This is a genomic window from Mesorhizobium sp. B263B2A, assembly GCF_020165775.1.
GTDB classification, from domain to species: domain Bacteria; phylum Pseudomonadota; class Alphaproteobacteria; order Rhizobiales; family Rhizobiaceae; genus Mesorhizobium; species Mesorhizobium opportunistum.
Genome location: NZ_JAIUIU010000004.1, coordinates 70,698 through 93,207, shown reverse-complemented (window position 1 = coordinate 93,207; position 22,510 = coordinate 70,698). Strand labels below are relative to the sequence as shown.

Below are 22,510 nucleotides of genomic sequence, written 5' to 3'. Positions count from 1 at the left end.
CCGCTTTTCTTCCGACGCCCTTCACACCGAGGCGGAAGCATGGGCTATGCCCTCAATTTCAACCTGATCTGGCGGCATTTCGACAAGCTGTGGGGCGGACTGCTGCTCAGCCTCGAGCTTGCCGTGATCTCGATCGCCATCGGCGTCGTCATCGGGCTGGTGCTCGCGGTCTGGTATGTCTCGGCCGGACGCGTGGTGCGGGCGGTGATCGCCGCCTATGTCGAATTCATCCGCAACGTACCGCTGATCCTGCTGGTCTATCTCGTCTTCTACGGCCTGCCGACCGTGGTCGACCTCGCCTACAGCGCGCCGACCTCGTTCGTGCTGACGCTGTCGGTCTATAGCGGCGCCTATCTGGTCGAGGTGTTTCGCTCGGGCCTCGAAGCCGTCCCGCGCGGCCAGCTCGATGCCGGCAAGGCGATCGGGCTGACACCGTGGCAGAGGCTGCTGCATGTGCGCCTGCCGACCATGCTGCGCATCACGCTGCCGGCGCTGTCCAACACCTTCATATCGCTGTTCAAGGACACCTCGATCGCCTCGGTCATCTCGGTGCCGGAGCTCACCTACGGCGCCCAGTGGATCAACTTCAACACCTTCCGCATCGTCGAGGTCTATCTGGTCACCACGGCCATGTATCTGGTCACCGGCTATGCCCTGCTTTTCGCGCTCAGGCTCGTCGAGCGCCGGTTCAGGGCGGCGCGCTGACATGCTTGGCCAGATTTTCTACGCCTTGCCGTTCCTCGCCGAAGGCTTCGCCGTGACCTTGTGGGTGTCGCTGCTGGTCGTCGTCCTGTCGCTCATCGCCGGTATCCTGCTGGGTGTCGGCCTGGTCTATGGCCCCACTCCGTTGCGCTGGGCGGTGCGCATCTTCTCGGACACCATCCGCGGCATCCCGATCCTGGTGCTGATGTTCTTCGTCTATTACGGCCTGCCGGCGATCGGGCTTCATCTGCCATCATTCTGGGCCGCCGTGTTCGCGCTCACCTTGTTCAAGACGGCGCAAGTGGTGGAATATGTGCGCGGCGCCGTCGGCTCCATCCCCCAGGGCCAGTCCGAAGCGGCGATGGCGATCGGGCTGACCTTCCGCCAGCGACTGGCCTACGTCATCTTCCCGCAGGCCTTCCGGCGCTTCCTGCCGCCGTGGATCAACGGCGTCACCGACGCGGTCAAGGGCAGCGCGCTGGTGTCGCTGCTCGGCATCACCGACCTGATGCAGGCCATCAACCAGGTCATCGGCCGCACCTATGAGGCAATGCCGCTCTATATACTGGGCGCGCTCATCTACTTCGCGGTCAACTACGCGCTCTCGCTCGCCAGCCGGCGGCTCGAACGGCGCTTCTCCTTCATCCGGGAATAGCACGATGTCCGAAGCCTCAACCGCCAGCCCCGCGCTGCTCGACGTGCGCGATGTCTCCAAGGCCTTCGGCGCCGTCGAGGTGTTGCGTTCCGTCAGCCTTGAGGTCAAGCGCGGCGAGGTGGTCACCGTCATCGGCCCCTCCGGCAGCGGCAAGACCACGCTGCTGCGCTGCGTCAACTTCCTGGAGAGCTACGACAGCGGCTCGATCCGCATCGACGGCAAGGAGGTCGGCTACCGCGAGGCCGCAACGCGCCAGCGCCGCAGCGAACGCGACTTGGCCAGTATGCGCGCCGAGACCGGCATGGTGTTCCAGAGCTTCAACCTGTTTCCGCATTTGACGGCGGCCGGCAATATCATGCTCGGGCTCACCAAGGTGCGGGGAAAGAGCGAGGCCGAGGCGCGCCAGGCGGCCGAACACTGGCTCGGCCGCGTTGGTTTGGCCCACAAGGCCGACAGCCTGCCGGCCGAGCTCTCCGGCGGCCAGCAGCAGCGCGTCGGCATCGCGCGCGCCGTGGCCATGGAGCCGAAGATCCTGCTGCTTGACGAGATCACCTCCGCGCTCGACCCCGAACTGGTCGGCGAGGTGCTGGCCGTGGTGCGCAGCCTCGCCGAGGATGGCATGACCATGCTGATGGTGACGCACGAAATGGCCTTTGCCCGCGACGCATCGAGCCGCATCGTCTTCATGGCCGATGGTGGCGTCAGCGCTGTTGGTCCGCCCAAGGAAATCCTCGCGGCGGAGACCAGCAACGAGCGCCTCCGCACCTTCCTGGCGCGCTTCCGCGCCTCGCATTTCTGACACCGGACGGCCGACACCGCCCATTTTTTGAATATCGGATGGCTGAAGCCATCCAAGGGAGCCTTCTTCCATGACGCCTTACATCCGGCTCGCCGAACTCGGCCTGAAGCTGCCCGAGCCGCCGACGCCCATTGCCAACTTCGTCACCCATGCAGAGAGCGGCCGGCTGATCTTCCTCTCCGGCCAGGGACCGCTGCGCGCCGACGGCACGCTTTGCACCGGCAAGGTCGGCGAGGACGTGACGGTCGAGCAGGCGTATGAGCATGCACGTCTCACCGGGCTCAACCTGCTCGCCGTCATGCATGCCGCCGCCGGCGACCTCGGCCGCATCGTGCGCGTCGTCAAGCTGCTCGGCTTCGTCAACGCGACCCCGACCTTCAGCGACCATCCGAAGGTGGTCAACGGCTGCTCGGACCTGTTCGCCGATGTCTTCGACAAGATCGGCGGCCATGCGCGGTCGGCGATCGGCGTCGGCTCGCTGCCTGGAAACATCACTGTCGAAATCGAGGCGGTCGTCGAGATCGCCGCAGCCTGATTTGTCACTCACGGGACCTGCTGACATGAAAACCTATTCCGACACCGGCTCCAACACCACCATCCGCGAACGGCTGGGCTTGCGGCCGATCATCAACGTCTCCGGCACAATGACCGCGCTGGGCGCATCGATCATCGTTCCCGAAGCGATCAGCGCCATGGCCGAAATGGCTTCGCAATGGGTGGAGATGGACGATCTGCAGCGTGCCGCGAGCACGGTCGTCGCGCGCCTCACCGGCGGCGAGGCCGGCTTCATCACCGCCTGCTGCGCCAGCGGCATCACCATGGCGATCGCCGGCGCCATGACGGGCACCAGCCTTCTCGCCATCGAGCGCCTGCCTGACGACACCGGCGACCTCAAGTCGGAGGTCGTTATCCAGCTCGGCCACATCGTCAATTACGGCGCGCCGATCGACCAGTCGGTCCGCGTCGCCGGCGCCAAAGTGATCCCTGCCGGCACGGTCAGCGTCACGCAGCACTATCACGTGCGCGAAGCGATCAACGAGCGCACGGCGGCTGCCCTCTACGTAGTCGCCCACCACACCGTGCAGTACGGCATGCTGTCGCTGGAGGAATTCTGCGATATCTGCCACGCCAAGGGCGTGCCGGTGATTGTCGATGCCGCTTCCGAATATGATCTGCGCGGCTTCCTGGCGCGCGGCGCCGACGTCGTCATCTACAGCGGCCACAAATTCCTCTCAGGCCCGACCAGCGGCATCGTCACCGGACGCAAGGACCTGGTGCGATCAGCCTATCTGCAGAACCGAGGCGTCGCGCGCGCCATGAAGGTCGGCAAGGAGAGCATCGCCGGCACCATGGCGGCGCTGGAAGCCTGGGAAAAGCGCGACCACGCCGGCATCCGCCGCCGCGAGGAGGCTGCGCTCAATCTTTGGAAAGACGCGTTGCAGGGACTGCCGGGCATCTTTGCCAATATCATCCCCGATCCGACAGCCAATCCGCTCGACCGGCTGCAGATCTCCGTCTCGCCGGAGAGCCGGTTCAGTGCCGCCGGTCTCGCCTCGGCGCTCGCGGCAGGCTCGCCGCCGATCATCGTGCGCAATCACGAGGTCGAGCGCGGCCATTTCTTCCTCGACCCCTGCAACCTCCATCCCGGCGAGGCGGAGATCGTCGCCGAACGCCTGCGGGCCATATTGACCGCGAAGGATCGTCCCGCCGATGCGATGAAAGCCGCCCGCAAGGATTCGTCTGGCGCCTTGCGCTGGCCGGATTGAACGCGGAACCAGCATCGACCGGCTAAATCAGGCTGATCACGCGACTGTGAACAGCCTGATTTGCGCGCTGCGGGAATAAACCGGCGCCACAGCAAGTCTCCTTGTCATACGCCACTGCTGGCGTTGAGGAGATCGGCATGCCCTATCATCGCGAGCCCGGCGAACACGGTCGCGGCGTCAGCCGTCGCCATGTGTTGGAGCGCATGATGGTCACCGATCTCTCCCCCGTGACGCTTGACACCGGTGACGCAGATGAATTCACTTCCAGCAAGGCAGGCGCCCTTGCCTATTCCCAGGGGTTTTACCCCTGCGAGCAAGGCAAACTCGCTGTCGCGTCCTGAGGCGGCACGCCCGGTCTTGTCCGGAGTATCGGATCATGGTGCTGCTTTGAGCGAGAGGGCGCTGGCGGAACGCTTCAACGAGGTGGTGCTGCCGCATCTTGGCGACGCGCTGGCACTTGCCCGCTGGCTGACCGGCAATGCGGCCGATGCCGAGGACGTCGTGCAGGACGCTTGCATCAAGGCGCATGCCGGGATCGCAGGCTATGCCGGCGGCAATTCGCGCGCCTGGCTGCTGACCATCGTGCGCAACACCTCCTACACCTGGATGTCGCGCAACCGGCCGCGCGGCATGATGGCCGTCGGCGATCTCGCCGATCTCGACGACATGGCCGCCGCGCACGGCACCAGTCTGCCGGACGAGAACGGCCCGGAAGCGAGCCTGATCGCCAGGGCCGATACAGCGGCACTCGAGGCGGCGATCGCCGCACTGCCGCAGCCGTTTCGCGAAACGCTGGTGCTGCGCGACATCAATGGCCTCAGCTATCGCGAGATAGCGGCCATGCTCGACGTGCCGATCGGCACGGTGATGTCCCGGCTGGCCCGCGCACGCGGCCTGCTGGCGTCTGAACTGGGGAGAGCGTCATGACACACGACGACGGACTGCCCAATGATCCCGAAGGTATCAGACTGATGATCCATGCCCTTGCCGATGGCGAACTCGATGCGGCCGCCGCATTTGCCGTGGAGCGGCGCATCGCCGCCGATCCGCGGCTTGCCGCCGAGCATGCCCGCATCGTGGCCTTGCGGGGAGCGGTGAGCCGCTTGCCGCGCCCCGATGTCAGCGATGCCTTTCGGGCCCGCATCGCGGCGATCGGCATGGCCGGCACCGAACAGCAGGAGCAGGCCGAGGCGACGGAGCCGCAGCGTGGCGTGCCGTCGGCGCTGCCGGGATTGATTGCGGGCGCCGGCGGCGGCCAGCGCCGGGAAGCCGGGACACGGCCTTCCCAGGCGCGGCCATCGCCAAGGGCGCGCCGTTTCGGCTCGTTCGACTGGCGCGCCATGGCCGCGTCGATCATGGTCAGCGCCGTGCTGGCCAGCGGGGCGACGCAATGGGCGATGTTCAGCGGCGCGGAAGATGGCTTTGCCGCCGCCGTCGCCAGCGGTCATCGCCGCAGCCTGCTAGCCGCGAGCCCGATCGACATCGTCTCGTCCGACCGCCATACGGTCAAGCCGTGGCTCGATGCCCGGATCGGCGTCTCGCCGCCGGCGCCCGATCTTGCCCAGGACGGGTTCGCGCTGATCGGCGGCCGGGTCGAGGTGATATCGGGCCGGCCGGTGCCGGCACTGGTCTACCGGCACCGCGAGCACCTGATCACGCTGGTCGCCGAGCCGCAGCAAGGCGGCAAGACCATCCAGCCGGACGACCTTTCGTCGGGCGGCTTCTCGATGGTCCACTGGAGCGACGGCGCCTTCTCCTATTGGGCGATCTCCGACATGGAGCGGCCCGAGCTCGATGACTTCGTCGCCCGCTTCCGCAAGGCTGCGGTGTGAGCCAATACGCGGCCACTTCGGCTGCGTATCCTTGCCGTGGCGCCCGAATTCCGCTAAGGCGCGCCTTTGTCGCCGGGAGCATTAGCTTGAACGATCAACGCGCCGACGTCGCCATCATCATGGGCAGCCAGTCCGACTGGGCGACCATGCGCCAGGCCGCCGAAACGCTGGACGCGCTGGGCGTTCCGCACACGCGGCTGATCATCTCCGCGCATCGCACGCCCGACCGGCTCTACGAATTCGCCAAGGGCGCCAAGGCTGCCGGCTACAAGGTGATCATCGCCGGCGCCGGTGGGGCCGCTCATCTGCCGGGCATGACGGCGGCGATGACGCCGCTGCCGGTGTTCGGCGTGCCGGTGGAATCGAAGGCGCTGTCCGGACAGGATTCGCTGCTCTCCATCGTCCAGATGCCGGCCGGCATTCCGGTGGGGACGCTGGCCATCGGCAAGGCTGGTGCGGCCAACGCCGCCCTGCTGGCCGCTGCCGTGCTGGCGCTGAACGACGACAAGCTCGCCCAGCGGCTCGACGCCTGGCGCGCCTCGCAGACCGCCAAGGTCGCGACCGAGCCGACGGACACGCCGTGAGCCTGCCCGCCGGATCGACCATCGGCATCATTGGCGGCGGCCAGCTCGGCCGCATGCTGGCGATGTCAGCCGCCCGCCTCGGCTACCGCACCGTGGTGCTGGAGCCGCAAGCGGATTGTCCCGCCGCGCAAGTCGCCAACCGGCAGATAATGGCCGCCTATGACGATCCGGCGGCCCTTGCCGAACTGGCAGCGGCAAGTGCCGTCGTCACCTACGAGTTCGAGAACGTTCCGGTTGCCGCCGCAGGCGCTCTTGCCGCCAAAGTGCCGGTCTACCCGCCGCCACGCGCCCTCGAAGTGGCGCAGGATCGGGTGGGCGAGAAGACGTTCCTTAACGACATCGGCATTGCCACGGCTGATTTCCGCCCCATCGACACTGACGACGAACTGACGGCGGCGCTGAAGGCATTCGGCGGCAGCGGCATCCTGAAGACGCGGCGCATGGGTTATGACGGCAAGGGCCAGCGCGTCTTCCGCAACATGGAAACCGGCGGTTTTGCCGGCACCTGCGAGGCGATGGGCAATGTCCCGCTGATTCTGGAAAGCTTCGTGCCGTTCGAGCGCGAGATATCCGTGATCGCGGCGCGTGGACTGGACGGAACCGTGGCTGCCTACGACCCGGCCGAGAATGTCCACCGCGACGGCATCCTCCACACCTCGACCTTGCCGGCCGCGATCAGGCCTGAAACTGCGCAGGCGGCGCGAGCGGCGGCGGCAAAAATCCTGTCGGCGCTCGACTATGTCGGCGTCATCGGCGTCGAGTTCTTCGTGCTGGCCGACGGCTCGCTGCTGGCCAACGAGATCGCCCCCCGCGTCCACAATTCCGGCCATTGGACGGAGGCCGCCTGCACCGTCTCGCAGTTCGAGCAGCACATCCGCGCCGTCGCCGGCCTGCCGCTGGGGGACCCGAGACGTCATTCCGATTGCGTGATGGAGAACCTGATCGGCGATGACGTGCTGCGTGTCCCCGAACTGCTCGCCGAGCCCGATCTGATGCTGCATCTCTATGGCAAGGCCGAGGCGCGCCCAGGCCGCAAGATGGGCCATTTCACCCGCATCAGCCGCCTGGCTTAATGCATGTCGCCCAAAAGTGACCTCGGTTTTGGGAGAACGACATGCGTAAAAACAAGTCCCCGGACACGAGCTATTGCACCTCGTCGCTGTCCTCGTCGGGGCTGGCGCAACTGACATCGCCTTCCTCGCAATTGGCCGCGGCGGCGAGTTGCCTAGTGCGATCATCGGTCAGCCTGGTGAGGCATTGCGAAACCGCCATCGCGTGAATGGAACCGCCTGCGCTGGCGGCTGTGGAGTGCGCGCACTCGGCGTCGCGGAAGGCGATCCAGGCACGCTGTGCCGCCTGCAGCAATCTCTTGCCGTCGGCATCGTCCGAGCTGATCAGGTCCTGGTAGGCCGCATTGAGCCTGGCGTCGGCAGCCTGGTAATCCTCGCCGGCGCAGATGTTCATCATTTGCTGGCTGTCGTCGGAGCGGTCGCATTCCTGCGCCTGGACAATCGAGATCCCCGCCAGCAGGACAAGGCAGGCGGACAGGAAAATTCGGCGCATGGTCATCCCCAAATCACGTCACGGCTGGCGGATCATTCCAGCCAGGCCACGACCATGCAATGCCGCTAGGCCGACATGGCGGATATTTGATGATAAGGCGGAGTGGAGCACGCTTGCGGTTGACACGGACAAGGCTCCTCGTTTATGAGCCACCCACAGTTCAAAGGCGCGTCTTCTGGCGCGCCTTAAAATTTCGACCCGGGACCGGGTCCACACCGACAGGCAAGACCATGAAGATCAAGAATTCGCTCAAGGCGTTGAAGGCGCGTCACCGCGACAACCAGCTGGTTCGCCGCAAAGGCCGCGTCTACATCATCAACAAGACCGCCCCCCGCTACAAGGCGCGCCAGGGCTGAGTTTTCGGCCGGAGGCTTTTTGCCTCCGCCAATTGATGCTTGTCGGCCTGCCGGCCTCTCACGCTAAAATCACTTTGATGTTCCGCCGCCCGGGACTAGGATCGGGCGATGCGGATTCTTTTTGCATTCTTGACAGCTTTGCTCGTTGCCGGCGCCCTGCCGGCGATGGCGGATGACCAGGCGGCTCCGCCGGCAGCCCCGAATGCACCGGCCGCGCCGATGACGAAGCAGGATCGGCTCGACAAGCTGTTCACCGACCTGAAGCGCGAGCGCAACGAAAAGGCGGCCGAACGCATCGCCGGCAACATCTGGAACGAATGGTCCCAGTCGGGCAGCGCCTCGATCGACCTGATGATGCAGTGGTCGCAAAAGGCGATCGAGAACCAGAAGTTCGACGTCGCCCTCGATTTCCTCGATCAGGTGGTGACCTTGCAGCCGAGCTACGCCGAAGGCTGGAACCGGCGCGCCACTGTGCATTTCATGATGAAGAACTACGGCAAGTCGATGTCCGACATCGACCGCGCGCTGCAGCTCGAGCCGCGCCATTTCGGCGCGCTGTCCGGTCTGGCGCAAATCATGGCGCTGACCGGCCACAAGCAGTCGGCGCTCGAGGCCTGGCAGAAGGTGCTGGTCATCTACCCGATGATGCGCAGCGCCCAGGACCAGGTCGCGACGCTTTCCGAAGAGCTTGCCGGAGAAGGGATTTGAACTGGGCACTAGGGAATAGGCACTAGGCGCTTGAGCTTCCCCTACGGCCTAATTCCTACTGCCTACTGCCTATTCCTGTTCCAGAACTTATCCCCCTCCACCCCCGTATATCCCTGAATGAACCTGATCTCCGCCGCACTCGCCTTCCTGATGGCGCTTGTCTTTGGCCTCGTCGGCGTCACCCGCGTCGGCTCATGGCTGATCGAGCGCCGCAATCCGCCGATCGGTGAATTCGCCGACATCAATGGCGCGCGCATCCACTATGTCCACATCCCGGCGCCCGCCAATGCGGACCTGCCGCCGATCGTCTTCATCCATGGCGCCAGCGCCAATCTCCGGGATCAGATGCTGCCGCTGCGGCCACCGCTCGAAGGACGCGCCGAAATGCTGTTCTTCGATCGGCCGGGGCACGGCTGGTCGGGGCGCGGACCCGGCAACAATGAGGATCCGTCGGCTCAGGCCAACACCCTAGCGGCCCTGATGGATCGTCTCGGTATGAAGAAGGCGATCATCGTCGGCCATTCCTTCGGCGGTGCCATAACCACCGCCTTTGGCCGCGAACACGCAGACAAGACGCTCGGTCTCGTCTTCCTCGCACCCGCGACTCATCCCTGGCCGGGCGGCGCGACTGCCTGGTACTACGATCTGACCACCCTCCCGGTAATCGGCCGGCTGTTCTCCGAAACGCTTGCCTATCCCGCCGGAACGCTGCAGATGGCCGATGCCACCACCTGCGTGTTCTCGCCCAACAAGGTGCCGGACAATTATCCCGGCATTGCCTCGATCCCGCTGGTGCTGCGGCCGGCGGCCTTTCGCGCCAACGCCACCGACGTCGCCGGGCTCTATCGCTATGCGCTCGGCGCGGCACCGCACTACAACGCGATCACGGCGCCGACCGTGATCATCTCCGGCGACCGCGACAAGGTCGTCTATGCGCATATCCATTCCGTCGGCCTGGCGCGCGACATATCGGGCGCTGAACTGATCTGGGTGCGCAATCTCGGCCACAAGCCCGACTGGATCGCCGCCGATCTCGTGGTTGGCGCCATCGAGAAGGTTGCCGGCAAGACCGTCGATCTGGAGGCGATGGCCAAGGTGGTGGAAGCACGGATTGCAGGCGATACATACGGTGCCGGCAAGTGCGCCGACATCAAGGAACCTGAAGCCGAGCTGGCGCCGACCTGATGCGCGTCTCCAGAAAACGGTCATCGCAAGGCGCCATCAGGACCCGAGCGGCATGTACGTCCTGAAGCACGGCATAAAGAGAAACCCCGAAAAGCGATGGGCACTGCCGGATCGCATCTTCTTCGGTCATGGCGCATGCGCCATTCTCGCCGGCACCTTCCTCAAGCATTCCCCTCTGGAGGGATTCTACGCAGAGCGGATCATTCCGGGCGAAGTTTTTCGGGAAACCATATCTATGTGACGAACGGCATCGTCGCTTTCGACTATCACGGCTACTCCAGCCGTGAGCGGCTCCTGGTACACCACAGCAAAGGATGGGCCTCGCACAGTGCGGGATGGCATTGCACGATCGAGAAGGTCGATTTCGATCTGCTCGACACGGCCGAACTCAACCGGCGAAAGATACTGGGCCCGGATCAGTACCTGCACGACCCTATTCCTCGCGCACGTACGTTTCTTCAGCGCAGGGATCACGCTGAAGCCGCGGCACGAGCACTCAGAATTGCGACAGGCTGAAGCCCCGCTTTACCGGCCGGCAGTTTCCGATCCGACATAGGCAATGCGCAGCATGTTGGTCGATCCGGGCGTCCTCAGCGGCACGCCGGCCGTGATGATGACGCGGTCGCCAGGCTTGCCGAATTCTTCTTCGAGCGCGATGCGGCAGGCGCGGTTGACCATGTCGTCGAGGTCGGTGGCATCGGGCGAGACGACGCAATGCGTGCCCCACAACAGCGACAGCCGCCTGGCCGTGTTGAGAATCGGCGACAACGCGATGATCGGTACCTGCGGCCGTTCGCGCGCGGCGCGCAGGCCGGTGGTGCCGGATGCGGTGTAGGTGATGATCGCCGACAGCTTCAGCGTTTCGGCGATTTCGCGCGCGGCCAGCGAAATGGCGTCGGCGCCGGTCGCTTCGGGCTCGGAGCGCTGCGCATTGATGATGCCGGCATAGGTCGGATCGGTTTCGACCTTGGCGGCGATGCGGTTCATCATCGCCACCGCTTCGACGGGATAGGCACCAGCCGCCGATTCGGCCGACAGCATGATGGCGTCGGCGCCTTCGAACACGGCGATCGAGACGTCGGACACCTCGGCGCGGGTCGGCACGGGCGCGGTGATCATCGATTCCAGCATCTGCGTGGCCACCACCACTGGCTTGCCGGCGCGGCGCGCGGCGCGCGTGATCTGCTTCTGGATGCCAGGCACGGCCTCGAGTGGCATCTCGACGCCGAGATCGCCACGGGCGACCATCAGCGCGTCGGACAATTCGATGATCTCGGCCAGCCGGGCAACGGCTTGCGGCTTTTCGATCTTGGCCATGATCAGCGCACGGCCGCGTGCGATCTTGCGCGCTTCCGCCAGATCCTCTGGCCGCTGCACGAAGGACAGCGCGACCCAGTCGACGCCCGTGGCGAGCACCGCGTCGAGATCCTTGCGGTCCTTTTCGGTCAGCGCGCCGACCGGCAGGTCGGTATCAGGCAGGCTGACGCCCTTCTTATCGGAAATCGTGGTGCCGGCAACGACGGTGCAGACAATCGACTTGCCGTTGCTCTTCACCGCCTTCAGTTCGAGCTTGCCGTCGTCGATCAGCAGGCGGTGGCCGGCCTCGACCGAGCTCAGGATTTCCGGATGCGGCAGATAGACCCTGGCCGACGTGCCCGGCTCGGGATTGTCGTCGAGCGTGAAGGTCTGGCCCAGCGTCAGCACTTCCTTGCCATTGGCGAACTTGCCGACGCGCAGCTTCGGACCTTGCAGGTCGGCGAGGATGCCGATCGGCCGGCCGACCTGTTCCTCGACGGCCCGGATGCGGCCGACCAGCGTGCGCATCAGTTCGTGATCGGTATGGCTCATGTTGATGCGGAAGACATCCGCACCGGCTTCGAACAGCTTCTTCAGCATCTCCTCGGAGGAGGAGGCCGGACCGATGGTGGCTAGAATCTTGACCTTGCGGCTGCGTCTCATTGACTATTTGTTCCCGGGGCGGCTGGAGCGCCTCCCGTTGCGGGCTCATCGGTCAGCTGGACCATCCAGCTTGCCTGTTCGCCCGTGTCATATTCCTGGAATCCGGCGCGTTGGAAGCCCCGGGCGACGCAGTCGTTTACGCCGGCGATCTTGAACTCTTTTTCAGCCACGCACATGTTGATCGGGCCGTCCCAGCGTCCGCCGCGCTCTGCGTCTTCTGCATAAAGATAGTAAAACCTTGATGACAGCGGCCCTTCGATCAACGTCTTGCAGCTCGATCCTTCGATGTGCCACCAGCCTTCGGTGATCCAGCCGGCCTTGGCGCGATAGCCGATGCCGACGCCGACCAGGTTCTGCGTGGCGTTGCAGACACGGAAATCGGCGCGCGCCGGCGAGGCCATGACCATTGCCGACATGCCGACGGTCAGGGTCAGGAGCGGCATGGCAAAGGCAGAGCGCATGCGCTGCCTGCCGGCGGAACCCATTCCAAAACCCCTCAAGAACCACATCAGCATCTCTCTGCGCCCCTTTTCGGAAAAGTCCGGGCGCATGTCAACGCACCGTTTTGTTCAATTCCAATCGATTTAGAAAGGCTCCGGCGCACAATTCGCCGACTTCCACCAGATTTCCCGGGAAACCTTGGCCAAACAACGGCATTGCGCAAGCGTCGCCTTCGTGGAATGACGATAGCACCCTCCCCGGAAGCCAGCGAACAGACCATTTTCCGCCAATGACCCGATCCACAGTTTTCGCGCCTTTCGACATTGTCGAGGGCGATCGCAAGCGAGGCATCGTGCTCCTGGCCGATCATGCCCGCCGCGACCTGCCCGACGAGTATGGCAGCCTCGGCCTGCCCCCGGCGGAGTTCGACCGCCATATCGCCTACGATATCGGTGTCGAAGCGGTGACGCGCGAACTCGCCGCCTTGCTCGACGTCCCGGCGGTGCTCGCCAATTTCTCACGGCTGCTGATCGATCCCAATCGCGGTGAGGACGACCCGACGCTCATCCGCCAGCTCTACGACGGCACGGTGGTGCCCGGAAACTATCCGCTCGCGCCTGAGGAGCGTGAAAGGCGGCTCGACCGCTTCTACCGGCCCTATCACGACGCGGTCGGCGCCATGATCGCTTCGGTTGCGCAAGCGTTCGGGCAGGCACCTTTCATTTTCTCCGTGCATTCCTTCACGCCGGTCATGCAGGGCAGGCAGCGTCCGTGGCATGTCGGGATCCTCTGGGATCGGGACGACCGGGTGGCGCGGCCGCTGATCGACATGCTGGCCGAGGACGAGGGTCTCGTGGTTGGCGACAATGAACCCTATGACGGCGCGCTGCGCGGCGACACCATGTTCAGGCATGCCATCATCAATGGCTATGCCCACGCGCTGATCGAAATCCGCCAGGACCTGATATCGGATCAGAAGAGCGCCATCGCCTGGGCCGAACGCCTGGCGCCGATCGTTGACGCCATCGACCGCCGTCCCGATATACATGCGGTAAAGATGTTCGGCTCGCGCACCGGGCCGCTATGACGGAGGTTCCTATGACCAAACTCAGCGACGAGCAGAAACGCGACTTCGAAGCCGCCGCCTTTCGCCGGCTGGTCGAGCATCTCAGAGAACGCAGCGACGTGCAGAACATCGACCTGATGAACCTCGCCGGCTTCTGCCGCAACTGCCTGTCGAACTGGTATCGCGAGGCGGCAAATGCCGAAGGCGTCGATCTCGACAAGGACCAGTCGCGCGAGATCGTCTACGGCATGCCCTACGCGCAATGGCAAGCGCTTCACCAGACCGAAGCTTCCGAAGCCAAGAAGGCCGAATTCGAGGCAAGGCGGCCCACGGATCATTAGAGCAATCCACGTTCTTCATCGATAATGCTACGCGCCTTCGTCATCCTAGGGTCTTCGCCGCGTCGCTTCGCTCCTTGCTCCGCCCGTGGATGACGAAGAGAGAAGCGTTTTCGCTAGTCTCCAACGCGGATAAGTCCGCTACGAACGATACCGACCTTATTTGCGTCTTTGGTCCAAGCACTTCCGGGCAACCGACGCTTGACTGCAAATTGAATCGATCTAATTTCCCGCGCAAAGTCCAATTCTCGACCGGATTCGCCGTATGAATGCGTCAACCGCCATGCAGACTGCCATTCGCGGACGGTGGGCCGTTGCGGCCATTTTTCTGGCCAACGGCTTCCTGACCGGCAGTTGGGCGCCGCAGATCCCGGTGTTCCTGACCCGGCTGGATATCTCGAAGTTCACGCTCGGCCTTTTGATCCTGCTGTTTGGCGCCGGTGCGGTCACGGCCATGACCTGGTGCGGCCACCTGATCTCGAAACATGGTTCGCGCACCGTGCTGCGCTGGTTCGGTCTTTGCGGCAGCCTTGGCTTGCTGGTCGTGGCGCTGGCGCCCAACGTGCCGCTGGCGGCGATCGCCATGTTCATCTTCGGCGGCTCGATCGGCGGCATGGATGTCGCCATGAACGCCAATGCCGTGGTGGTGGAGCGAAAATTGTCGCGCGCGATCATGTCGTCCTCGCATGGCTTCTGGAGCCTCGGCGGTTTCGCCGGCGGCGCCATTGGTGGCTTCGCCATCCAGAACTATGGCCATCTCGCCCATGCCGCGGTGGTGACCGCACTCGCTTTCGCGGTGATCGCGTTGGCGGTCGGCCATCTCATTGCCGAGGGCAAGCCGCAAGCGGCCGAGCATCAAAAGTTCGCCCTGCCGACAAACCCGCTGGTCTATCTGGTCGGGCTGATGGCGTTGCTGACGATGGTCTCCGAGGGCGCGGTGCTCGACTGGGCAGCGCTTTACCTCAGGCAGGAACTCGGCGCCGACCTTGCCATTGCCGGCCTCGCCTATGCCGCCTTTTCCGGCGTCATGGCCGTCATGCGCTTCTTCGGCGATGGCGTGCGCAATCGTTTCGGAGCCGTGACGACCCTGCGCGGCTCAGCTGTCATTGCTGCTGCCGGCATGCTGATCGCCGGCCTGTCGCCCTCACCCTGGCTCGCCATCGCGGCCTTTGCCCTTTGCGGCTTCGGCATCGCCAATATGGTGCCGATCATCTTTTCGGCCGGCGGCAACCAGGAAGGCATGTCGTCCGGCACCGGCATGAGCGTCGTGACCACCATGGGCTATTCCGGCATCCTCGTGGCGCCATCGGCGATCGGCTTCGTCGCCGAGCATTCCAGCTTCGGCCCGATCTTCGTTGCCATGTCGGGTCTGCTGATCGTCGTGCTGCTGATGGCAGGCCTCGCTCACCGCGCCGAATTCGCGCCTGCGCCGGCCGAATAGCGTTTCAGTTCCTCATGGAGAAAATCCGCCACGCGGCGGATGCGCACGCTGGTGCGCACGTCGCGATGCATGGCCAGCCAGACCGGCAAAGCGAGCAGCTGCAGGCCGGGCAGCACCTTCTCCACCAGCGGGTCACGCTCGGCCAGCGGCTCCTGGCCGAGGCCAATGCCATTTCCCGCCCGCACCGCTTGCCACAGAACCATCTGGTTGTCGGCCCTGAAGCGGAAACTGTTCCGCGTGACGGGGATGCCGGCCTGCACAAAGCCTCGGATCATCTCGTCGCTGCGGTCGAAGCCGATCAGGGCGTGATCGACGAGGTCGCCCGGCGCCAGGGGGCGACCGCGCCTGTCGAGATAGGAAATGGCCGCGCAGGCGCAGAGGGGGATGTCGCAGACCTTGCGCGCCACCAGTTCGTTCTGCGCTGGCTTGACCATGCGGATGGCGATGTCCGCGTCCCTGCGCAACAGGTTCTCGACCTGGTTCGAGGCAACGATCTCGACCTCGATGCCGGGCTCATCGATGCCGAGCCATGCCATCATCTGCGGCAGCACGTAGGCCGCCACCACTTCGCTGGCGGCAATGCGCACCGTGCCTTCGATGGCCTCGACCGAGCCCAGCGCCAGCCGTGAGAAGGCACTTGCCTGCTCGCTAACCGTCTTGCCACGTTCGAACAGCGTGGCCCCGGCTTCCGTCAGCGCATAACCGCTGCGCCCACGCCGGAACAGCGTGACACCGAGCGCCTGTTCCAATTCCGAGATGTGGCGGCCAAGCGTCGGCTGGCTTGCCGACAGCTTTCGCGCCGCGGCCGACAGGCTGCCGGTTTCCGCCACCGTGACGAAGCTCTTGATCAGGTTCCAGTCGATGTCAGCCATTCAAGAATGAATATCAGAACTGCATCCATGGTCAATTTCAATTCATCCGTGCGGCAATCATATTCGGCCTGCAAACACCGATACCGACCGCAACAACCCAAACAGGAGTAACTCAAATGACCAAGATCGCAATCCTCGGCGCCAATGGCCGGCTCGGCCGCGTCGTCGCCAAGGCATTCATCGATGCCGGCTTCGACGTCCGCGCCGTCACCCGCAGCGGCAAGCTGCCGGCCGGACTCAAGGGTGCGACCGCAATTGCCGGCGACGCGCTTGACCGCGAGACCCTCATCCGCGCCACGCAAGGTGTCGACATCATCTTCAACGGCCTCAATCCGATCTACACCGACTGGGGCAAGTGCCTGCCGATGGCCGAGAACGTCATGGCCGCCTGCCATGCCAACGGCGCGCTGCATCTCTTCCCCGGCACCGTTTACAACTACGGCTCGCCGATGCCGGCGGTGATCACCGAGGACACGCCCTTCCATCCGACGACGGAAAAAGGCCGCATCCGCTGCGCCATGGAGGCGCTGTTTCGCAGCGAGGCCGACGCCGGTCGGGTTCGCACCATTGTTCTGCGGGCCGGCGACTTCTTCGGCGGCACCGGCAGCGGCTCTTGGTTCGACCTGATCGTCGCCGCCAAGATCGCCAAGGGCGTCTACACCGCGCCCGGCCCGGCCGATCTGGTGCATGAATGGGCCTATCTGCCGGACTTCGCCGTGGGCTTCGTCGCGCTGGTCAAGAATCTCGACAAGCTCGGCTCCTACGAGGCGCTGAACTTTCCCGGCCACGCGGTCACCGACCTGGAGATCAAGGCGGCGGCCGAGAAAGCTGTTGGCCGCCCGCTCAAGATGACCTCGATGCCTTGGTGGGTGCTGCGCGCCGGCAGCCCGTTCGTGGCGATGTGGCGTGAGATCGTCTCGATGTCCTATCTGCGCTTCGAGCCGCACCGGTTGGCCTCGACGCGGCTGGAAGCCATCATCGGCGAGATCCCGCATACGCCGCTCGACCAGGCTGTCGCCGAGGCCCTTGAGGACATCGGCATCGCGACGGCCGGAACTTTGGCCAAGACCGCCTGAACGCACCCCAGGAGCTGCGCGTCAGCTCAGATCCTGCCCATCAGCACAAGTATCAAAACCACCACCAGCACCACGCCAAGAATGCCCGACGGCCCATAACCCCAGGAGCGTGAATGCGGCCATGCCGGCACCGCGCCGATGAGGACAAGGACCAGGATGATAATGACGATGGTGGTGATCGGCATGAGACTCCCCCGCATTTGAACCCATGAGGCTGAGGGACAATGCAAAAGGCCGCCCGGTTGTTCCGGACGGCCTTTTGCACTCAAATCGGAAAGTCGTGCCTATTCGGCGGCTTTCGGGAAGGCGATCGCTGGTTCCGAACCGGCATCCGGTTTTGGCGCATCCGACGAGATCTCGCCCTTGCCGCGCCGGAACAGCCGGCTGAACAAGCTGCGCCGAGCGCCGGGTTTGACCTTGGCGCGGGTGAACACCATCAGCATCGAGGGTGTCACCACCAGCGTCAGCACCGTGGCGAAGGACAGGCCGAAGACGATCGCCGAGGACAGCGAAATCCACCATTGCGTCGACGGCGCGTTGATCGTCGTCTCGTGGTGGAAGATTTCCAGGCCAAGACCAAAGGCGATTGGCAGCACGCCGAGAATGGCCGACACCGCCGTCAGCACCACGGGGCGCGCGCGCTCGCGGCAGGTCTGCAGCACGGCCTCCATCTTGTCCCAGCCCTCTTCGCGCAGCCGGTCATAGGTGTCGATCAGCACGATGTTGTTGTTCACCACCACGCCGGCCAGAGCGATGACGCCGATGCCCGACATGACGATGCCGAACGTCTCGCCGGTTATCAGCAGTCCGAGGAACACGCCGATCGTCGCCATGACCACGCAGGACAGCACCAGCCAGACGCTGGTGAACTTGTTGAACTGCGCCAACAGCACCAGGAAGATCAGGAAGATCGCGGCGCCGAAGGCCTTGCTGAGGAAGGCGCTGGCTTCGGCGCTGTCCTCGTTCGAGCCGGCCAGCTTCCAGCGGATGCCGCTGCCGAGATCCATGTCGGCGACCGCCTTGGTGACCTCCTGCTGGACAGCCGCGACCTGTTGACCGGCGGCAACGTTGGCCTGCACCACCACCGTACGCGCGCCGTCGATGCGGTTGAGGATACCGACCGTCGGCTCGGGCTTGCGGATGACGAAGTTCGAGATCGGCACCGAGCCTTGCGAGGTCTGCACACGAAGTTCGTCGAGCGTCGACAGTGTGCGCCGGTCTTCGGGCAGGCGCAGTCTGATATCGACGGCATCATCAGCGCCGGCCGGCCGGTATTCCGAGAGTTTCAGCCCGTTGGTCACCAACTGAACGACTGTGCCGACAGCGGTCGGACTGATGCCGTATTGCGCCGCCTTGGCGCGGTCGACCTCGAGCGCCCAGTCCACACCGGGTGGCGGCAGGCCATCGGAAATATCGATGACGCCGGGCACTTTGGCCACGCGCGCCGCAACGGCCCGAGCCTTGTCGTCGAGCCCCTTGGGATCGACAGCCGAAAGCCTGATCTGGATCGGCTTGCCGGTCGGCGGTCCGGCCTCGGGCACCCGAACCTCGACGTCGACGCCCGGAATGCCGGCCATGACGCCGCGCAGATCGTTCAGGATCTGGTTCGCCGATTTGCGCTCGCGCCAGTCGATGAATTCATACTGGATGACGCCGACCACGTCTTCGGGCACGTCCTGGCCGCCGCCCTGCGTCTTGCCGACGCGGGTGTAGACGGATTTGATCCCGGGCCAGCCAAGCATCCGATTTTCCGCGATCTTCGTCGCGGTGTCCATTTCGGCCAGCGAAAGGTTGCCTCGGGCGTGCACATAGAGCAGGCCGTAGTCGGGCTCGACGCTTGGGAAGAACTCGACGCCGGCGCCGTATTTCGAATAGCCGACGAAGATGCCGGCAAGCAGGACGACGGTGAGCACCATCACGGTGATGGGGAAGCGCACCGCTTGCTTGACGACGGCCATGTACCAGCCGTCGCGATTGTCATCCTCGTGATGCTGCGGCGCCTTGGCGAAGATCGCGCCCAGCGTCGGCGCGAAGACCAGCGCGTAGAGCATCGACGCCGACAGCGTGACGATCAGCGTGATCGGCATGTACTTCATGAAATCGCCGATGATGCCGGGCCAGAACAGGAGCGGCGAGAAGGCGGCAATGCGTGTCATCGTCGCCGCGATGACCGGACCGGCCATGCGCTTGGCGGCCAGCGCGAAGGCATCCTGCTTCGGCATGCCCTCGCTCATGCGCCGTTCGGCGAATTCGGTGACGATGATGGCGTCATCGACCAGCATGCCGACGGCCAGGATGAGGCTGAACAGCACGATCATGTTGATCGTGTAACCCATCATCGCCAGCAACAGGATGCCGATCAGGAAGGACGACGGGATGGCCAGGCCGATGAGCAGCGAGGCACGGCCGGACAGCGCATAGAGGATGACGATGAACACCAGGATCACCGCGATCATCACATGGTTCTGCAGGTCGCCAAGCAACTGGTTGACGAAGACCGACTTGTCCTGCGTGTAGGTGACGTGCATGCCCTCGGGCATCGTCTTGACGAAGCCGTCGGACACCTCCCTCACCTTGGTGAGCGTGTCGATCAGATTGGCGCCGATGCGCTTCTTGACTTCGATGGCGATGGCCGGCTTGCCGTTGAGGCGGGTGATCGTCTCTGCGTCGGCAAAGGTCGAGCGGATCGTCGCGATATCCTTGGCCTGCACCACGGCATTGGGACCGGCGACCACCGGCAAGGCCGCAACGTCCTCGGGCGTCTCGATCAGCGATGGCACCTTGACCGCGTATTTGCCTTCGGAGCCTTCGATGTTGCCGGCGGCGACCAGGCTGTTGGAAGCGCCGACGGCGCCGATCAGCTGGTCGAGCTGCAAGCCATAGGAAGACAGTTTCATCGGATCGATGACGACTTCGACGAGATCGTCGCGCGAGCCCTGCAGCGAGCCTTCGAGAACGCCGGGCACTTCCTCGATACGGTCGCGCAATTCGCGCGCCGCGGCGGTCAGGACGCGTTCGGGCAAATCGCCCGACAGTGTCACGACGAGCACCGGAAATTCGGAAATGTTGACCTCGGTGACGACGGGCTCCTCAGCCGCCTGCGGCAGGTCGGCCTTGCCGTCCTGCACCTTGGAGCGCGTATCCTGCAGCGCCGTCGCAAGGTTGGTCTGCGGCTGGAACTCGACCAGCACATAGCCGCCGCCCTGGAAGGCGGCCGAGCGCATCTCCTTGAGGCCCTTCAGGCTTTTCAGCTTGCTTTCCATCGGCCGCAGCAGAAGGCGCTCGGAATCTTCAGGCGAAATGCCTTGATAGATCAGGCTGACATACATCATCGGAATCGGAACGTCCGGTTCCGCTTCCTTCGGTGTCGACTGATAGGCGACCCAGCCTGCAATCAGCAGGAAGACCAGGACCGAGATGGTCAGGCGGGCATTGTTGATTGCGAGTCTGACGATATCCATGACATCTGCCTGCTGTTGCTTCGGGAGTGGCGAACGGACTGACGTCGCCGGGCAAGGCCAGCGCCGGCGTCGCCGCGCTACTGCGTCCCGGCGGTGGCTTCGCCGATCAGCTTGTTGATGGTCGCCTGGTCGGCCTCGACCGGCTTGACCTCATCGCCTTCCTTCACCAATTCCTGGCCGGCGACGATGATGCGCGCATCGGCCGGGATACCGCCGAGCACGAGACCGGTCGGCGTGTCGTCGACCAGGTCGATCGGGAAGAACGCCACCTTGTTGTCCTTGCCGACGGCGCGGATGCCCAGATCGCCCTTGTCGCCGAGCGTCACCACCGAACGCGGCAAAAGCACCGCGTCGGTGGGCAGCGCGCTGAGCTGGATTTCCGCCGTCATGCCGGCCGGCACAGAGCCGTCGGCATTGGGGATCGCCACCTCGACGCGGAAGGTGCGGGTCGCCGACGACGCATCACGGCTGATGTAGCGCACGGTGCCTTCGACGGTCTGGCCGCTGACCAGCCGCACATTGGCCTTGTCGCCGAGCTTGAGATAGCCCAGGTCGCGCTCGCTGATCTCGCCGCGGGCGATCACCGGATCGAGCTTGAGGATGGTCGCTACCTCGCCGCCCTGCATGACGGAACTGCCAAGTTCCACCGGCACCCGGTCGATGACGCCGTCGAACGGCGCCTTGACTTCGTTACGGTCGAGCTCGGCCTGTGCGGTATCCAGCTGCGATTGCGCCAGGGTCAGATTGGAGCGGGCGGTGTCGAGCTGCAGCTTGGGCAAATTGCCGGTCTTCATCAGCCGCAGCGACGCGTCCAGTTCGGCCTGGCGCTGCGCGACAAGCTGCTTGGCATTGTCGCGCATCGAGATCTTTTCCTCAGCCGCCAACATCAACACCAGATCGCCGGTCTTGACGTGATCGCCTTGCTTGACCGGCAGCTTGTCGATGACGCCGGCGACGCGGGTTGCCAGCACCGCGCGCTTGTCGGCCTCGGTCAACCCGGAAACGCGGATGGCGCGCGCATAGGTCTTGCGCGGCGGCGTCACCACCGCGACGGTGCGCAACGGCGCCTTCGGCTCGGCTTCAGCCTTCGGCTTGCCAGCGTCCTGCGCCTTGGCCGCGTCCTGCGCCTTGGCGGGCTCGGCCGCCTTCTGGTGGTCGACAGCGGCGCTGCCCACCGACGAGAATTCGCCTGTCGCCATCCAGGCCGCGAAACCAATAAGCACAACAATGGCTGCAAGCTTGTGAAACCTGATTCTCGGCATCGTCGTTTTTTTCCACTGCGGGTTCGGCCAGCACCGCGCCCTCATGACGCGGGCGCGTCGCCGATATGGGTGCGCGCCTGACCGTGTTCAAATTGCCGTGATCGGCGAGCGCGCTTCTACATCAAAGTTGCACCGCAATATAGTCGGAAAGTTGCAACGGCATTGCGGAACCGGACAGAGTGTGGCAGCCGCGAAACGGTCCGTGACGTCCTGGCCAGCCCCGAGGAGCGCCTGCTGCCGGCTCACGATCTTCCCTCACGACCAGCCCGGACGACCGGCTTGGCATTGCCGGCGGGCGGCGTGGCGTTCTCGAAAAATACAGCTGCCGTCGCGCGCTGGATCGTTGATCCGGACGCTGATTTTCATCGATGAACAAATCATTTCGGCCGACGGCAGGCACCGATGCCCGGCGCCGGAAAATCTAGGCAATGCATTGGAATACTG

The 22,510-nt window shown here is 64.5% G+C and carries 25 protein-coding genes and 1 pseudogene; 19 read left to right on the top strand and 7 right to left on the bottom strand.

All coding sequences use genetic code 11. From position 1 onward, the window contains the following. Positions 1–39 precede the first annotated feature (39 nt). The 10 genes from LB568_RS09660 to LB568_RS09615 all read left to right on the top strand — a co-directional run bounded on the left by LB568_RS09660 (position 40) and on the right by LB568_RS09615 (position 7,411). A complete protein-coding gene (locus LB568_RS09660) occupies positions 40–705 on the top strand; it encodes an amino acid ABC transporter permease (RefSeq protein WP_013892595.1) in 666 nt (221 codons plus the stop codon). 1 nt (position 706) lies between these two features. Beyond that, on the top strand, positions 707–1,357 hold the full coding sequence (locus LB568_RS09655) for an amino acid ABC transporter permease (RefSeq protein WP_140573126.1): 651 nt from the start codon (positions 707–709) through the stop codon (positions 1,355–1,357). A 4-nt stretch (positions 1,358–1,361) separates the two neighbouring features. After that, the gene (locus LB568_RS09650; RefSeq protein WP_013892593.1) at positions 1,362–2,156 is read left to right on the top strand and encodes an amino acid ABC transporter ATP-binding protein; all 795 of its coding nucleotides are present in this window, start codon (positions 1,362–1,364) and stop codon (positions 2,154–2,156) included. Positions 2,157–2,226: 70 nt separating this feature from the next. Then, positions 2,227–2,691, top strand: coding sequence for a RidA family protein (locus LB568_RS09645; RefSeq protein ID WP_013892592.1), 465 nt, complete (start codon positions 2,227–2,229; stop codon positions 2,689–2,691). A gap of 25 nt (positions 2,692–2,716) precedes the next feature. After that, complete coding sequence (locus LB568_RS09640; RefSeq protein ID WP_224729984.1) at positions 2,717–3,922, top strand: aminotransferase class V-fold PLP-dependent enzyme; 1,206 nt, start codon at positions 2,717–2,719, stop codon at positions 3,920–3,922. 137 nt (positions 3,923–4,059) lie between these two features. Next, complete coding sequence (locus LB568_RS09635; protein ID WP_224729983.1) at positions 4,060–4,263, top strand: hypothetical protein; 204 nt, start codon at positions 4,060–4,062, stop codon at positions 4,261–4,263. Positions 4,264–4,309: 46 nt separating this feature from the next. After that, positions 4,310–4,849, top strand: a complete 540-nt coding sequence (locus LB568_RS09630) for a sigma-70 family RNA polymerase sigma factor (protein WP_224729982.1) — start codon at positions 4,310–4,312, stop codon at positions 4,847–4,849. Beyond that, the gene (locus LB568_RS09625) at positions 4,846–5,754 is read left to right on the top strand and encodes an anti-sigma factor family protein (protein ID WP_224729981.1); all 909 of its coding nucleotides are present in this window, start codon (positions 4,846–4,848) and stop codon (positions 5,752–5,754) included. Before LB568_RS09630 ends, LB568_RS09625 begins: the two co-directional genes overlap by 4 nt. A gap of 86 nt (positions 5,755–5,840) precedes the next feature. Further along, entirely contained in the window at positions 5,841–6,338 is a 498-nt protein-coding gene (purE, locus tag LB568_RS09620; RefSeq protein WP_013892587.1) for a 5-(carboxyamino)imidazole ribonucleotide mutase, read from the top strand. Then, positions 6,335–7,411 carry a 5-(carboxyamino)imidazole ribonucleotide synthase gene (locus tag LB568_RS09615; protein ID WP_224729980.1) on the top strand — a complete coding sequence of 359 codons (1,077 nt, stop codon included), beginning with the start codon at positions 6,335–6,337 and terminating at the stop codon, positions 7,409–7,411. Before purE ends, LB568_RS09615 begins: the two co-directional genes overlap by 4 nt. A 70-nt stretch (positions 7,412–7,481) precedes the next feature. Here the strand turns inward: LB568_RS09615 and LB568_RS09610 are convergent, their stop codons facing one another. Further along, a complete protein-coding gene (locus tag LB568_RS09610; RefSeq protein WP_140573118.1) occupies positions 7,482–7,901 on the bottom strand; it encodes a lysozyme inhibitor LprI family protein in 420 nt (139 codons plus the stop codon). A 230-nt stretch (positions 7,902–8,131) separates the two neighbouring features. On the opposite strand from LB568_RS09610, the gene ykgO reads away from it, so the two are divergent. From ykgO to LB568_RS09590, 4 genes and pseudogenes are all read left to right on the top strand, one after another. Then, complete coding sequence (gene ykgO / locus LB568_RS09605; protein ID WP_006327841.1) at positions 8,132–8,257, top strand: type B 50S ribosomal protein L36; 126 nt, start codon at positions 8,132–8,134, stop codon at positions 8,255–8,257. A gap of 108 nt (positions 8,258–8,365) precedes the next feature. After that, complete coding sequence (locus tag LB568_RS09600; RefSeq protein WP_224729979.1) at positions 8,366–8,965, top strand: tetratricopeptide repeat protein; 600 nt, start codon at positions 8,366–8,368, stop codon at positions 8,963–8,965. A 117-nt stretch (positions 8,966–9,082) separates the two neighbouring features. After that, the gene (locus LB568_RS09595; protein ID WP_224729978.1) at positions 9,083–10,150 is read left to right on the top strand and encodes an alpha/beta fold hydrolase; all 1,068 of its coding nucleotides are present in this window, start codon (positions 9,083–9,085) and stop codon (positions 10,148–10,150) included. 52 nt (positions 10,151–10,202) lie between these two features. After that, positions 10,203–10,666: pseudogene (locus tag LB568_RS09590) on the top strand (hypothetical protein). Between the two features lie 9 nt (positions 10,667–10,675). On the opposite strand, the gene pyk reads toward LB568_RS09590, so the two are convergent. Together pyk and LB568_RS09580 are read right to left on the bottom strand one after the other, a co-directional pair. Beyond that, on the bottom strand, positions 10,676–12,109 hold the full coding sequence (gene pyk / locus LB568_RS09585; protein ID WP_023763684.1) for a pyruvate kinase: 1,434 nt from the start codon (positions 12,107–12,109) through the stop codon (positions 10,676–10,678). Further along, positions 12,106–12,552, bottom strand: a complete 447-nt coding sequence (locus LB568_RS09580; RefSeq protein ID WP_412033906.1) for a DUF1036 domain-containing protein — start codon at positions 12,550–12,552, stop codon at positions 12,106–12,108. Before LB568_RS09580 ends, pyk begins: the two co-directional genes overlap by 4 nt. On the opposite strand from LB568_RS09580, the gene LB568_RS09575 reads away from it, so the two are divergent. The 4 genes from LB568_RS09575 to LB568_RS09560 all read left to right on the top strand — a co-directional run bounded on the left by LB568_RS09575 (position 12,509) and on the right by LB568_RS09560 (position 15,395). Then, positions 12,509–12,697 (top strand): hypothetical protein, encoded by a 189-nt coding sequence (locus LB568_RS09575; protein ID WP_167313525.1) that lies wholly within the window; start codon positions 12,509–12,511, stop codon positions 12,695–12,697. The genes LB568_RS09580 and LB568_RS09575 overlap by 44 nt on opposite strands. 142 nt (positions 12,698–12,839) lie before the next feature. After that, positions 12,840–13,637 carry an N-formylglutamate amidohydrolase gene (locus LB568_RS09570; RefSeq protein WP_224729977.1) on the top strand — a complete coding sequence of 266 codons (798 nt, stop codon included), beginning with the start codon at positions 12,840–12,842 and terminating at the stop codon, positions 13,635–13,637. 11 nt (positions 13,638–13,648) lie between these two features. Then, positions 13,649–13,957 carry a DUF1244 domain-containing protein gene (locus LB568_RS09565; protein ID WP_013892578.1) on the top strand — a complete coding sequence of 103 codons (309 nt, stop codon included), beginning with the start codon at positions 13,649–13,651 and terminating at the stop codon, positions 13,955–13,957. Positions 13,958–14,219: 262 nt separating this feature from the next. Beyond that, positions 14,220–15,395: an MFS transporter gene (locus LB568_RS09560; RefSeq protein WP_224729976.1), complete on the top strand. Its 1,176-nt coding sequence runs from the start codon at positions 14,220–14,222 to the stop codon at positions 15,393–15,395. Here LB568_RS09560 and LB568_RS09555 read toward each other — a convergent pair. Continuing rightward, entirely contained in the window at positions 15,359–16,267 is a 909-nt protein-coding gene (locus LB568_RS09555; protein WP_224729975.1) for a LysR family transcriptional regulator, read from the bottom strand. The two genes, LB568_RS09560 and LB568_RS09555, sit on opposite strands and share 37 nt — an antisense overlap. Positions 16,268–16,383: 116 nt before the next feature. Here LB568_RS09555 and LB568_RS09550 point away from each other — a divergent pair, with 116 nt between their 5' ends. Then, positions 16,384–17,343 carry an SDR family oxidoreductase gene (locus LB568_RS09550; RefSeq protein ID WP_224729974.1) on the top strand — a complete coding sequence of 320 codons (960 nt, stop codon included), beginning with the start codon at positions 16,384–16,386 and terminating at the stop codon, positions 17,341–17,343. Between the two features lie 26 nt (positions 17,344–17,369). On the opposite strand, the gene LB568_RS09545 is transcribed toward LB568_RS09550, so the two are convergent. The 3 genes from LB568_RS09545 to LB568_RS09535 form a co-directional block, all read right to left on the bottom strand. Continuing rightward, a complete protein-coding gene (locus LB568_RS09545; protein ID WP_023763678.1) occupies positions 17,370–17,528 on the bottom strand; it encodes a DUF3309 family protein in 159 nt (52 codons plus the stop codon). A 99-nt stretch (positions 17,529–17,627) separates the two neighbouring features. Continuing rightward, positions 17,628–20,804 carry an efflux RND transporter permease subunit gene (locus LB568_RS09540; protein WP_023776967.1) on the bottom strand — a complete coding sequence of 1,059 codons (3,177 nt, stop codon included), beginning with the start codon at positions 20,802–20,804 and terminating at the stop codon, positions 17,628–17,630. A gap of 77 nt (positions 20,805–20,881) precedes the next feature. Beyond that, complete coding sequence (locus tag LB568_RS09535) at positions 20,882–22,066, bottom strand: efflux RND transporter periplasmic adaptor subunit (RefSeq protein WP_224729973.1); 1,185 nt, start codon at positions 22,064–22,066, stop codon at positions 20,882–20,884. Positions 22,067–22,510: the final 444 nt, after the last annotated feature.

Excerpts from the sequence above, each read along its gene's own strand:
- LB568_RS09660 (WP_013892595.1), top strand. The coding sequence starts at position 40 with ATGGGCTATGCCCTCAATTTCAACCTGATCTGGCGGCATTTCGACAAG.
- LB568_RS09655 (WP_140573126.1), top strand. The coding sequence starts at position 707 with ATGCTTGGCCAGATTTTCTACGCCTTGCCGTTCCTCGCCGAAGGCTTC.
- LB568_RS09650 (WP_013892593.1), top strand. The coding sequence starts at position 1,362 with ATGTCCGAAGCCTCAACCGCCAGCCCCGCGCTGCTCGACGTGCGCGAT.
- LB568_RS09645 (WP_013892592.1), top strand. The coding sequence starts at position 2,227 with ATGACGCCTTACATCCGGCTCGCCGAACTCGGCCTGAAGCTGCCCGAG.
- LB568_RS09640 (WP_224729984.1), top strand. The coding sequence starts at position 2,717 with ATGAAAACCTATTCCGACACCGGCTCCAACACCACCATCCGCGAACGG.
- LB568_RS09635 (WP_224729983.1), top strand. The coding sequence starts at position 4,060 with ATGCCCTATCATCGCGAGCCCGGCGAACACGGTCGCGGCGTCAGCCGT.
- LB568_RS09625 (WP_224729981.1), top strand. The coding sequence starts at position 4,846 with ATGACACACGACGACGGACTGCCCAATGATCCCGAAGGTATCAGACTG.
- LB568_RS09610 (WP_140573118.1), bottom strand. The coding sequence starts at position 7,901 with ATGCGCCGAATTTTCCTGTCCGCCTGCCTTGTCCTGCTGGCGGGGATC.
- ykgO (WP_006327841.1), top strand. The coding sequence starts at position 8,132 with ATGAAGATCAAGAATTCGCTCAAGGCGTTGAAGGCGCGTCACCGCGAC.
- LB568_RS09600 (WP_224729979.1), top strand. The coding sequence starts at position 8,366 with ATGCGGATTCTTTTTGCATTCTTGACAGCTTTGCTCGTTGCCGGCGCC.
- LB568_RS09595 (WP_224729978.1), top strand. The coding sequence starts at position 9,083 with ATGAACCTGATCTCCGCCGCACTCGCCTTCCTGATGGCGCTTGTCTTT.
- pyk (WP_023763684.1), bottom strand. The coding sequence starts at position 12,109 with ATGAGACGCAGCCGCAAGGTCAAGATTCTAGCCACCATCGGTCCGGCC.
- LB568_RS09575 (WP_167313525.1), top strand. The coding sequence starts at position 12,509 with ATGACCATTGCCGACATGCCGACGGTCAGGGTCAGGAGCGGCATGGCA.
- LB568_RS09580 (WP_412033906.1), bottom strand. The coding sequence starts at position 12,552 with ATGCCGCTCCTGACCCTGACCGTCGGCATGTCGGCAATGGTCATGGCC.
- LB568_RS09570 (WP_224729977.1), top strand. The coding sequence starts at position 12,840 with ATGACCCGATCCACAGTTTTCGCGCCTTTCGACATTGTCGAGGGCGAT.
- LB568_RS09565 (WP_013892578.1), top strand. The coding sequence starts at position 13,649 with ATGACCAAACTCAGCGACGAGCAGAAACGCGACTTCGAAGCCGCCGCC.
- LB568_RS09560 (WP_224729976.1), top strand. The coding sequence starts at position 14,220 with ATGAATGCGTCAACCGCCATGCAGACTGCCATTCGCGGACGGTGGGCC.
- LB568_RS09555 (WP_224729975.1), bottom strand. The coding sequence starts at position 16,267 with ATGGCTGACATCGACTGGAACCTGATCAAGAGCTTCGTCACGGTGGCG.
- LB568_RS09550 (WP_224729974.1), top strand. The coding sequence starts at position 16,384 with ATGACCAAGATCGCAATCCTCGGCGCCAATGGCCGGCTCGGCCGCGTC.
- LB568_RS09545 (WP_023763678.1), bottom strand. The coding sequence starts at position 17,528 with ATGCCGATCACCACCATCGTCATTATCATCCTGGTCCTTGTCCTCATC.
- LB568_RS09540 (WP_023776967.1), bottom strand. The coding sequence starts at position 20,804 with ATGGATATCGTCAGACTCGCAATCAACAATGCCCGCCTGACCATCTCG.
- LB568_RS09535 (WP_224729973.1), bottom strand. The coding sequence starts at position 22,066 with ATGCCGAGAATCAGGTTTCACAAGCTTGCAGCCATTGTTGTGCTTATT.